The sequence below is a fragment of the Pseudomonas sp. Ga0074129 genome, assembly GCA_001465025.1.
In the GTDB taxonomy this organism is placed as follows: Bacteria; Pseudomonadota; Gammaproteobacteria; order Pseudomonadales; family Pseudomonadaceae; genus Aquipseudomonas.
The window spans coordinates 1-9,772 of record LNDO01000107.1 but is presented as its reverse complement, the minus strand read 5'-3'; the positions used below and the strand labels follow the sequence as shown (position 1 = coordinate 9,772).

The following is a 9,772-nucleotide window of genomic DNA, read 5'->3' as shown; positions in this document are numbered from 1 at the left end:
CAAGGCGAAGGCGGTTTCTACGTCGCGCCGAAAGACTTCATGCTGCGCCTGCGCGCCCTGTGTGATCAGCACGGCATCCTGCTGATTGCCGACGAAGTGCAAACCGGCGCAGGCCGTACCGGCACCTTCTTCGCCATGGAACAAATGGGCGTCGCCGCCGATTTGACCACCTTCGCTAAATCCATCGCCGGCGGCTTCCCGGTGGCGGGCGTGTGCGGCAAGGCCGAATACATGGACGCCATTGCTCCCGGCGGTCTGGGCGGCACTTACGCCGGCAGCCCGCTGGCCTGCGCCGCGGCGCTGGCGGTGATGGACGTGTTTGAAGAAGAAAAACTGCTGGACCGCTGCAAGGCAGTGGGTGAGCGCCTAGTTACCGGCCTCAAAGCCATTCAGGCCAAGCACAACAGCATCGGCGAAGTGCGCGCCCTCGGCGCGATGATTGCCATGGAGCTGTGCGAAGGTGGCGACGTGCACAAACCCAACGCGGCGCTGACCGGGCAGATTGTGGCCAAGGCGCGCGACAAGGGCCTGATCCTGCTGTCGTGCGGCACCTACGGCAACGTCTTGCGCGTGCTGGTGCCGTTGACCGCTGAAGATGAACTGCTCGACCGCGGCCTGGCGATCATCGCCGAGTGCTTCGACGAACTGGCCTAAGCCTCAGTGCGTTACCCACAAAACCCGCTTCGGCGGGTTTTGTGCATTTCAGCCCGTCGCGGCTAAAGCCCCTCCCACAGAGCGCGCACACGTGCAGGAACAGCCATTCGTGGGAGGCGCTTTAGCGGCGACAGATTGCAAGCGCTCGCAGGATGGCGAGGTTGCATAGGCTGCGCCTGGCGAGAGCGGGTTTGTGCTGCCGACCATCGTCCCAGCGACGCCTGAGAATCCGCTCGGGTACAATGCGCGCCTTTCGTAAATGCCACCGAGGTGCGTTATGCAACCCTTCGCCATTGCCCCGTCGATTCTGTCCGCTGATTTCGCTCGTCTGGGTGAAGAAGTCGACAAGGTACTCGCCGCCGGTGCCGACATCGTGCACTTCGATGTGATGGACAACCACTACGTGCCCAACCTCACCATCGGCCCGATGGTCTGCGCTGCGCTGCGTAAATACGGCATCACTGCGCCTATCGACGCGCACCTGATGGTCAAGCCAGTGGACCGCATCATTGGCGACTTTATCGAAGCCGGTGCCAGCTACATCACCTTCCACCCGGAAGCCAGCGAGCACATCGACCGCTCGCTGCAGTTGATCCGCGATGGCGGTTGCAAGGCCGGTCTGGTGTTCAACCCGGCCACCCCGCTGGATGTGCTCAAGCACGTCATGGACAAGGTCGACATGATCCTGCTGATGAGCGTTAACCCCGGCTTCGGCGGGCAGAAGTTCATCCCCCACACCCTCGACAAACTGCGCGAAGCCCGCGCACTGATCGACGCCAGCGGCCGTGAAATCCGTCTGGAGATCGACGGTGGGGTCAATGTGCAGAACATCCGTGAGATCGCTGCCGCCGGTGCCGATACCTTTGTCGCAGGCTCAGCCATCTTCAACCAGCCGGACTACAAAACCGTGATCGACGCCATGCGCGCCGAACTGGCCCAGGCCCGCGCGTGAGCCTGCTGCGCGAGCTGTTTAACGGCGAGTTGCCGCGTTTGGTGATGTTTGACCTGGACGGCACCTTGGTTGATTCGGTGCCGGATCTGGCTGCCGCCGTCGACAACACCCTGCATGAGTTGGGTCGCCCGCCAGCAGGCGTAAATCAGGTGCGCGACTGGGTGGGTAACGGCGCGCGCGTGCTGGTGCGCCGTGCCCTGGCCGGAGGTCTGGAACATGCGCATGTTGATGATGCGCAGGCCGAACAGGCGCTGGAGTTGTTTATGCAGCACTACGCCGCAAACCACGCGCTGACGCAGGTTTATTCCGGTGTAAAACCGACCCTGGATTGGCTGCGTGAACAGCAGGTCGAGCTGGCGATTGTCACTAACAAGCCAGAGCGCTTTGTCGCGCCGTTGCTGGATGAGAAAGGCTTGGGCGGCTATTTCCGCTGGATTGTCGGTGGCGATACCTTGCCCCAGCAGAAGCCTGATCCGGCGGCGCTGCGCCATGTGCTGCGCCTGGCTCGCGTTGAGCCGGCGCAGGCGTTGTTTATCGGTGATTCGCGTAATGATGTGCGGGCGGCCAAGGCCGCTGGTGTGCCGTGCGTGGCGCTAAGTTATGGCTATAACCACGGTCGGCCGATTGCTGAAGAACACCCTGCGCAGGTGCTCGATTGCCTGAGCGGCTTGCTACGACCGGCCGCGAACGCGCTTTTGCCGGGGCTTGCGGGTTGATTCGCTTGCGACCCTGCGCTAGTGTGAAGGGACTTCATTCCCGCCTGTATTAAGAGAGTTTCGTGGTGGTTACCTGCACGCGTTGTTCGGCAAGCACTGACATGAAAATCATCAAGGCCCTGGCTCGTTGGCGCTGGCGCCTCTGACCTGATCCTGGCTTTGCCTAAAGCCCGCCTGCATTTCACCGTATTACCTCAAGCCACGAGGCTGCACATGACCCGCGAAGAATTTCTGCGTTTAGCCGCTGCCGGCTATAACCGCATTCCTGTTGCCTGCGAAACCCTGGTGGATTTCGACACCCCGCTGTCCATTTATCTGAAGCTGGCCGACGAGGCCAACACCTACCTGCTCGAATCCGTGCAGGGCGGTGAGAAATGGGGGCGTTACTCGATCATCGGCCTGCCTGCGCGCACGGTGCTGCGCGCCTATGGGCATGATGTGACGATCAGCGTGGATGGCGTCGAAGTGGAACGTCACCACTGCGAAGACCCACTGGCCTTCGTCGAGCAGTTTCAGGCGCGCTACAAGGTGCCGACCCTGGCCGGTCTGCCGCGCTTTAACGGCGGTCTGGTTGGCTACTTTGGCTACGACAGCGTGCGCTATGTCGAGCCCAAATTAGCTAAGGGCGTAAACCCCGATGCTCTCGGCACGCCGGATATCCTGTTGATGGTGTCTGACGCGGTGGTGGTGTTCGACAACCTGGCGGGCAAGATGCACGCCATTGTGTTGGTTGACCCAAGTGACGCCGATGCGCTGGAGCAAGGCCAGGCGCGCCTGCGGGATATTCTGCACAAGCTGCGTCAGCCGATTACCCCGCGCTTGGGCGTTGATCTGGCGGCGGCGACGGGTGCCGAGCCGGACTTTATCTCCAGCTTCAAGCGCGATGACTACGAGAACGCCGTGCAGGCAATCAAGGAATACATCCTCGCCGGTGACTGCATGCAGGTGGTGATCTCGCAGCGCATGTCGATTCCGTTCAAGGCCGCGCCGATTGATCTGTACCGCGCGCTGCGCTGCATCAACCCGACGCCTTACATGTACTTCTTCAACTTCGGCGACTTCCATGTGGTCGGCAGCTCGCCGGAAGTGTTGGTGCGTTTGGAAGATGGCTTGGTCACTGTACGCCCGATTGCCGGCACCCGCCCGCGCGGCGCGAACGAAGAGGCGGATCGGGCTCTGGAGGAAGACCTGCTGTCCGACGCCAAAGAAGTCGCCGAGCACTTGATGCTTATCGACCTGGGCCGTAACGATGTTGGCCGCGTCGCCAGCACCGGTAGCGTCAAACTGACTGAGAAAATGGTGATCGAGCGTTATTCCAACGTCATGCACATCGTATCCAACGTCACCGGCCAGTTGAAGCAAGGCCTGACCGCGATGGACGCACTGCGCGCCATTTTGCCTGCGGGCACCTTGTCCGGTGCGCCGAAGATTCGCGCCATGGAAATCATCGACGAGCTGGAGCCGGTCAAACGCGGCGTCTACGGCGGCGCGGTGGGCTACTTGGCGTGGAACGGCAATATGGACACCGCCATCGCCATCCGTACAGCGGTGATCAAAGATGGCGAACTGCATGTGCAAGCCGGGGCTGGCATCGTTGCCGACTCCGTGCCTGCACTGGAGTGGGAAGAAACCCTGAACAAGCGTCGCGCCATGTTCCGCGCCGTTGCCCTCGCTGAACAGACTGTCGAATAAGAGGTTACGCCATGCTTTTAATGATCGATAACTACGACTCCTTCACCTACAACGTGGTGCAGTACCTGGGCGAGTTGGGTGCCGACGTGCACGTGATCCGCAATGACGAACTGTCGATTGCCGAAATTGAGGCGCTGCAGCCCGAGCGCATCGTGGTTTCGCCCGGCCCGTGTACGCCGACCGAAGCCGGTGTGTCGATTGAGGCCATTCTGCACTTTGCCGGCAAGCTGCCGATTCTCGGTGTGTGCCTGGGTCACCAGAGCATCGGCCAGGCTTTTGGCGGTGATGTGGTGCGAGCGCGTCAGGTGATGCACGGTAAAACCAGCCCAGTGTTCCACCGTGATCTGGGCGTTTTCGCCGGCCTGAATAACCCGCTGACAGTCACCCGCTACCATTCGCTGGTGGTCAAGCGCGAGACCCTGCCCGACTGCCTGGAAATGACCGCCTGGACTCAGCATGAGGACGGCACGGTCGACGAGATCATGGGCCTGCGGCACAAGACCCTGCAGATCGAGGGCGTGCAGTTCCACCCGGAGTCGATTCTGACTGAGCAGGGCCATGAACTGTTTGCCAACTTCCTCAAACAACAAGGAGGCCTGCGCTGATGAACATCAAGGAAGCCCTCAATCGAGTGGTCAGCCAGTTGGATCTGAGCACCGAAGAAATGCAGGACGTCATGCGCGAAATCATGACCGGCCAGTGCACCGATGCGCAGATTGGTGCCTTCCTGATGGGCATGCGCATGAAAAGCGAGAGCATCGACGAAATCGTCGGCGCAGTCTCGGTGATGCGTGAGCTGGCCAGTCACGTGCACTTGCAGACCCTCGACCATGTAGTCGATGTGGTCGGTACTGGCGGCGATGGTGCGAACATCTTCAACGTATCAACGGCGGCGAGCTTTGTTGTCGCAGCGGCTGGCGGCAAAGTGGCCAAGCACGGCAACCGTGCGGTGTCGGGCAACAGCGGCAGTGCTGACCTGCTAGAAGCGGCTGGCGCCTACCTTAGCCTGACGCCGGAGCAAGTGGCGCGCTGCATCGAAGGCGTCGGCGTCGGCTTTATGTTTGCTCAGGTGCATCACGCGGCGATGAAGCATGCAGCCGTGCCACGCCGTGAAATGGGCCTGCGCACTATTTTCAATATGCTTGGCCCGCTGACCAATCCGGCGGGGGTTAAGCATCAGGTGGTGGGCGTCTTCAGTCAGGCGCTCTGCCGGCCGTTGGCCGAGGTGCTCAAGCGTTTGGGCAGTCAGCATATTTTGGTGGTGCATTCGCGTGATGGCCTGGATGAGTTCAGCCTGGCGGCTGCTACTCATGTCGCGGAGCTGAAGGACGGTGTGATCAGCGAATACGAGGTGCTCCCCGAAGACCTCGGCTTGCAAAGTCAGAGCCTGATTAGTCTGGCTGTGGAAAGCCCGCAGGCATCGCTTGCGCTGATTCGCGATGCGCTGACCAAGCGCAAGACCGACGCTGGGCAAAAAGCCGCCGACATGATCGCTCTGAATGCCGGTGCGGCGCTGTATGCGGCGGACCTGGCGAGCAGCTTGAAAGAAGGTGTTCAGCTGGCCCACGATGCGTTGCATACGGGCCTGGCCTGGGAAAAATTACAAGAGCTGGTGTCCTTTACCGCCGTGTTCAAAGAGGAGAATGCCGGATGAGTATTCCAACCGTTCTGGAGAAAATCCTCGCGCGCAAGGTTGAGGAAGTGGCGGCACGCCGCGCCGTTGTGTCGCTGGCTGAGCTTGAGCAGCAAGCCCGCGCCGCCGATCCAGTGCGCGGCTTTGCCGAGGCGATGATTACTCAGGCCAAGCGCAAGCAGCCGGCGGTTATTGCCGAAATCAAGAAAGCCTCACCGAGCAAGGGCGTGCTGCGTGAACACTTCGTGCCCGCTGAAATTGCGCAGAATTATGAGTCTGGTGGCGCGACCTGTTTGTCGGTACTGACCGATATCGACTTCTTTCAGGGGGCTGATCGCTACCTGCAGGAGGCCCGTGCCGCGTGCGCGCTGCCGGTAATCCGCAAGGACTTCATGATCGACCCTTACCAGATTGTCGAGGCGCGCGCCTTGGGTGCCGATTGCGTGTTGCTGATCGTCTCGGCGCTGGAAGACGGCCAAATGGCCGAGCTGGCCGCCACGGCCAAAGCCTTTGATCTCGATGTGCTGGTGGAAGTACACGATGGTGATGAGCTGGAGCGTGCGCTGAAAACCCTCGATACACCGCTGGTCGGCATCAACAACCGCAACCTGCACACCTTTGAACTGAGTCTGGAAACCACTCTGGATCTGCTGCCGCGTATTCCGCGTGATCGTCTGGTGGTGACTGAAAGCGGCATTCTCAATCGTGCTGACGTCGAGCTGATGGAGATCAGTGAGGTGTATGCCTTCCTGGTGGGTGAGGCGTTTATGCGTGCGGAAAACCCCGGTGCCGAGCTTGAGCGTCTGTTCTTCCCCGAGCGCAAGCGGGTCATCAGCTCGCTGGATGTTGATTGATTGCCGACACGCAGAAAAAAGCCGACGCATGCGTCGGCTTTTTTGTCGCTGCAGTGGGCGGTTCAGCGGGTGCCGAACACCACCATGGTCTTGCCTTTGACGTTGACCAGACCTTGCTCCTCCAGCGCTTTAAGCACGCGACCAACCATCTCGCGTGAGCAGCCGACGATGCGGCCAATCTCCTGGCGGGTGATTTTGATCTGCATGCCGTCAGGGTGGGTCATGGCGTCGGGTTGTTTGCACAGGTCCAGCAGGGTGCGCGCCACACGACCGGTCACATCAAGGAATGCCAGGTCGCCAACCTTGCGTGTGGTATTACGTAGGCGCTCGGCCATCTGGCTGCCGAGGGCGTAAAGAATGTCCGGATCTTGCTGGGTCAGCTCGCGGAACTTGGCGTAGCTCAACTCCGCCACTTCGCATTCGGTTTTAGCCCGCACCCACGCACTGCGTTCTTTCTCGGTGCCGTCTTTCTCAAACAGGCCCATCTCGCCAAAGAAGTCGCCAGAGTTGAGGTAAGCAATGATCATCTCTCGCCCATCATCATCTTCGATCAGGATGGTGACCGAGCCTTTGACGATGAAAAACAACGTTTCGCAGCGATCGCCCGCATAAATGATGGTGCTTTTGGCGGTGTAGCGGCGGCGGTGGCAATGTGCGAGAAGCTTGTCGAGATTTTTTATTTTAGGTGTAAGGGTAATAGCTACCATGCCCGAATCCCGAATGTATGAAGGTGAGCCGTTGTGCGGCCGCGTTCTAATAATAGTTATCCGTACAAGTGTGCCAGCATTCCGGCGTCAGCTTAACAGTCACACCAAGACTAGGGGCTGTTTTGCGACCTGGCTAACACTCAGCAGGGCACTTTGTCGCTTTGGACAGGTTCTCGGAGGGCAAAAGTGCTGTGCTAAGCTGCCTTCCTTTTTAACAGCGGAGCCTGAGTAATGAAAGCGCGGATTCAGTGGGCCGGTGAAGCCATGTTTATCGGTGAGTCGGGCAGTGGTCATGCTGTGGTGATGGACGGCCCACCCGAGAGCGGTGGCCGTAATTTGGGTGTGCGGCCGATGGAGATGGTGCTGATTGGCCTGGGTGGCTGCAGCAACTTCGACGTAGTCAGCATTCTGAAGAAATCCCGCCAGGCGGTGGAAAGCTGCGAGGCCTTTCTGGAGGCTGAGCGCGCCACGGAAGAACCTAAGGTGTTCACCAAGATCCACCTGCATTTTGTGGTCAAGGGCCGTGGTTTGAAGGAAGCCCAGGTCAAGCGTGCGGTTGAGCTGTCGGCGGAGAAGTACTGCTCCGCGTCGATTATGCTGGGCCGTGGCGGCGTTGAAATCACCCATGATTACGAAATCATCGAGCTCGGTGAGTAAGTCGCCTCAAGTGTTGCGCGCAGTGAAAAGGGCACCGAGGTGCCCTTTCTTGTGCCTGCAATAAACCGCGTCAGACGCGGTAGGTGGTGCTGGTCATCACTTTGGCCAGCAGGCTCATGCCGAACTTCACCGGTGCTGGGAAGCGTAAGCCACCCGCGTCTAGGGCGTTGCAGGCATGTTGTTCTTCATCCACGCGCATCTGCTCAAGAATCGCGCGGGATTTGTGGTCCTGCTCGGGGATTTGTTGCAGGTGATCGTCTAAGTGTTTGACCACTTGGTCTTCGGTGGCCGCGACAAAACCCAGGCTGACCTTGTCGCTGATAAGGCCAGCCGCCGCGCCTACGCCAAACGACAGGCCGTAGAACAGCGGGTTCAGGATGCTCGGCTGGCTGCCCAGCTGGCGGATGCGCTGCTCACACCACGCCAGGTGGTCGATTTCTTCGTCGGCGGCATGCTCCATTGCCAGGCGTACGTGCGGCAATTTGGCCGTCAGGGCCTGACCTTGATAAAGCGCTTGGGCGCAGACTTCGCCGGTGTGGTTGATGCGCATCAGGCCGGCGATGTGCTGGGTCTGGCGTTCGTCCAGCTCGGCTTCTGGTTGCACGATAGCGGGCGACGGTCGCGTTGGCTGGCCGCTGAACGGCAGCAAAGTACGCAGAGCGGCATCGGCTTGCAGGAGTAGGCGATCAACAGGGGAAAAATGACGTTCGCTGGCCATAAGGACCTCCGGCGCTGGTTTCGGTGTTCAGTTTACTCCAAGTCAAAGAGCAGGTCTGTTGACGTTTCGTCGCAGCCTCAGGGCAGTTCGCGCATCAGCCGAAAACCTAGGGCGTAGTCGCGGTGCTGCGGTTGTTTTATGTCGCGCTGGCTGCTGCGCAAATACGTGGGCCCGCTGTTCCACGCGCCACCGCGCACCGCCCGCGGGCTTTTATCAAGCAGGCTGGCGACGGCTTGTTCGCTGCCATCGAAGGGGCTGGCGAAGCGTGAGGCGGTCCATTCCCACACATTGCCGGCGGTGTCATACAGACCAAACGCATTGGCGGCAAATTGCCCGGTGCGCTCGGTTTTGCTTTGAATCAGGCGCGAGGTGGCGCAACCACGGCAGTGTGCGCGGGGGCGGGTTTCCGGGCTGTCGAGCTGATCGCCCCACCAGTACACTTCTGTGCTGCCGGCTCGGGCCGCATATTCCCACTCGGCTTCGGTTGGCAGGCGATAGCGGTGTCCGGTGACTTTGCTCAGCCACTGGCTGTAAGCCACGGCTTGCAACCAGGACACATGAATCACAGGCCGCAGGGCTGATAAGCCCCAGCCCTCGTTGTCGGGCAAGGCTGTAGCGGTCGCGTCGGCATAGTGCTGCCAGTCGGCAAAGCTGACTTCGAAACGACCGATGGCGAAAGCTTTTGCGAAGGTAATCGGCGTCAGGGGTCGCTCGTTGTGGTTCCCCGTGCTGCTGTGATCGCCGAGCTGAAAATGTCCCGCCGGGACGACCACCATTGATGGGCCCGGCTTGCCATTGGGCAGGGTGTCGTTGAACACGCGCCCGGCTTCGTCAGCCAGCAGCGTAGTAGTGCCCAGTGCGCTGACGAGCAGCACCAGTGTGGCCGCAAAGCGCATCAACCCGGTGGCCATGTCATCTGTCGCTTGGCCATCAGGTGCATGTGAATGTGATAAACCGTCTGCCCGCCCAACTCATTGCAATTCATCACCACGCGAAAGCCCTCGGCGCAGCCTTGCTCCTTGGCCAGGCGCTGGGCAGTGAAAAGGATGTGGCCGGCCAGTGCGGTGTCTGCTGCGCTGAGGTCGAGCAGGGCGGCGTTTTGCAAGGTAGTTGTCGCGTCAGCCGTGTTTTTAAGCTGCTATTTTCACTGCCGGCTGCTCCCTCTCTGGGTTGAGTGTGACGGCGCCGA

At 60.3% G+C, this 9,772-nt stretch carries 11 protein-coding genes and 1 pseudogene; 8 read left to right on the top strand and 4 right to left on the bottom strand.

What is annotated here, in order from left to right:
- The 7 genes from AUK77_RS16705 to trpC form a co-directional block, all read left to right on the top strand.
- Window positions 1–654: aminotransferase class III-fold pyridoxal phosphate-dependent enzyme (locus tag AUK77_RS16705; protein WP_296131919.1), on the top strand; the 654-nt coding region annotated here is incomplete at its 5' end.
- Window positions 655–931: 277 nt separating this feature from the next.
- Window positions 932–1,606 (top strand): ribulose-phosphate 3-epimerase, encoded by a 675-nt coding sequence (gene rpe / locus AUK77_RS16700; RefSeq protein ID WP_296131916.1) that lies wholly within the window; start codon window positions 932–934, stop codon window positions 1,604–1,606.
- Window positions 1,603–2,322, top strand: coding sequence for a phosphoglycolate phosphatase (locus AUK77_RS16695; RefSeq protein ID WP_296131913.1), 720 nt, complete (start codon window positions 1,603–1,605; stop codon window positions 2,320–2,322). The genes rpe and AUK77_RS16695 overlap by 4 nt, the downstream gene beginning before the upstream one ends.
- A gap of 213 nt (window positions 2,323–2,535) precedes the next feature.
- On the top strand, window positions 2,536–4,014 hold the full coding sequence (gene trpE, locus AUK77_RS16690; RefSeq protein ID WP_296131910.1) for an anthranilate synthase component I: 1,479 nt from the start codon (window positions 2,536–2,538) through the stop codon (window positions 4,012–4,014).
- An 11-nt stretch (window positions 4,015–4,025) separates the two neighbouring features.
- Entirely contained in the window at window positions 4,026–4,619 is a 594-nt protein-coding gene (locus AUK77_RS16685; RefSeq protein WP_296131907.1) for an aminodeoxychorismate/anthranilate synthase component II, read from the top strand.
- On the top strand, window positions 4,619–5,668 hold the full coding sequence (gene trpD, locus AUK77_RS16680) for an anthranilate phosphoribosyltransferase (protein ID WP_296131905.1): 1,050 nt from the start codon (window positions 4,619–4,621) through the stop codon (window positions 5,666–5,668). The genes AUK77_RS16685 and trpD overlap by 1 nt, the downstream gene beginning before the upstream one ends.
- Window positions 5,665–6,501 carry an indole-3-glycerol phosphate synthase TrpC gene (gene trpC / locus AUK77_RS16675; RefSeq protein ID WP_296131904.1) on the top strand — a complete coding sequence of 279 codons (837 nt, stop codon included), beginning with the start codon at window positions 5,665–5,667 and terminating at the stop codon, window positions 6,499–6,501. The genes trpD and trpC overlap by 4 nt, the downstream gene beginning before the upstream one ends.
- Window positions 6,502–6,563: 62 nt before the next feature.
- Here trpC and crp read toward each other — a convergent pair whose 3' ends face one another.
- Complete coding sequence (gene crp / locus AUK77_RS16670; RefSeq protein ID WP_136664372.1) at window positions 6,564–7,208, bottom strand: cAMP-activated global transcriptional regulator CRP; 645 nt, start codon at window positions 7,206–7,208, stop codon at window positions 6,564–6,566.
- A gap of 231 nt (window positions 7,209–7,439) precedes the next feature.
- Between crp and AUK77_RS16665 the strand changes: the two genes are divergently transcribed.
- Window positions 7,440–7,865, top strand: a complete 426-nt coding sequence (locus tag AUK77_RS16665) for an OsmC family protein (RefSeq protein ID WP_296131901.1) — start codon at window positions 7,440–7,442, stop codon at window positions 7,863–7,865.
- 70 nt (window positions 7,866–7,935) lie between these two features.
- Here AUK77_RS16665 and coq7 read toward each other — a convergent pair whose 3' ends face one another.
- The 3 genes and pseudogenes from coq7 to AUK77_RS16650 form a co-directional block, all read right to left on the bottom strand.
- Window positions 7,936–8,583, bottom strand: a complete 648-nt coding sequence (coq7, locus tag AUK77_RS16660) for a 2-polyprenyl-3-methyl-6-methoxy-1,4-benzoquinone monooxygenase (RefSeq protein WP_296131899.1) — start codon at window positions 8,581–8,583, stop codon at window positions 7,936–7,938.
- 77 nt (window positions 8,584–8,660) lie between these two features.
- Window positions 8,661–9,494: a formylglycine-generating enzyme family protein gene (locus tag AUK77_RS16655; protein ID WP_296131897.1), complete on the bottom strand. Its 834-nt coding sequence runs from the start codon at window positions 9,492–9,494 to the stop codon at window positions 8,661–8,663.
- Window positions 9,479–9,673 (bottom strand): annotated as a pseudogene (locus AUK77_RS16650) (HIT domain-containing protein); the annotation flags it as partial. The gene AUK77_RS16655 and the pseudogene AUK77_RS16650, both read right to left, overlap by 16 nt.
- Window positions 9,674–9,772 lie beyond the last annotated feature (99 nt).